The sequence below is a fragment of the Altererythrobacter lutimaris genome (assembly GCF_013371495.1).
Taxonomy (GTDB): domain Bacteria; phylum Pseudomonadota; class Alphaproteobacteria; order Sphingomonadales; family Sphingomonadaceae; genus Erythrobacter; species Erythrobacter lutimaris_A.
Genome location: NZ_JABWTA010000026.1, coordinates 1 through 450 on the forward strand (window position 1 = coordinate 1; position 450 = coordinate 450).

General features: G+C 66.2%; 1 protein-coding gene. It reads right to left on the bottom strand.

The genetic code is table 11. From position 1 onward, the window contains the following. On the bottom strand, positions 1–282 hold a 282-nt coding region (locus HUO12_RS14390), incomplete at its 3' end, for an isoaspartyl peptidase/L-asparaginase (RefSeq protein ID WP_232367530.1). Positions 283–450: the final 168 nt, after the last annotated feature.

A 450-nucleotide genomic window follows, 5' to 3' on the forward strand; every position in this document is an offset into this window, starting at 1 on the left:
ATCGTCCTCCAGCACCGTGATGGTCGCCGTGATCGCATCCATTGCCGCGCCGCCTTCGGCCAGTACCTTCGATCCAGCGGCGAGCGCCCGGTTCAGCGCCGCGCGGATTTCCGCGTCCTTTTCGGGCGAAAGTTTGTCTCGCTCGATCACCCCGGCTCCGCCATGGATGGTAAGCGCCCATTCCGGCGCCTGCTGCGCCCCCATGCCGCCGTCCTGCGCCTGCGCCGCAGAGCCTAGGCCCAGCGCCAAAGCCGCCGCCCACATCATCGTCGATCGTTTCATTCGAACCCCCTTTGTCGGGCGTGCACCCTATGGCGGTGTCCGGTCGCGCGCAATCGCCCCGGCCATGACGGGATCGGGTGCGGCGACGGCGAAATCTGATGCGTCGATGTCACAGCTGCACCGGAATCGGTTTTTCGCAGGAGCTTTGCGCGCAATCGGCGATTAGGG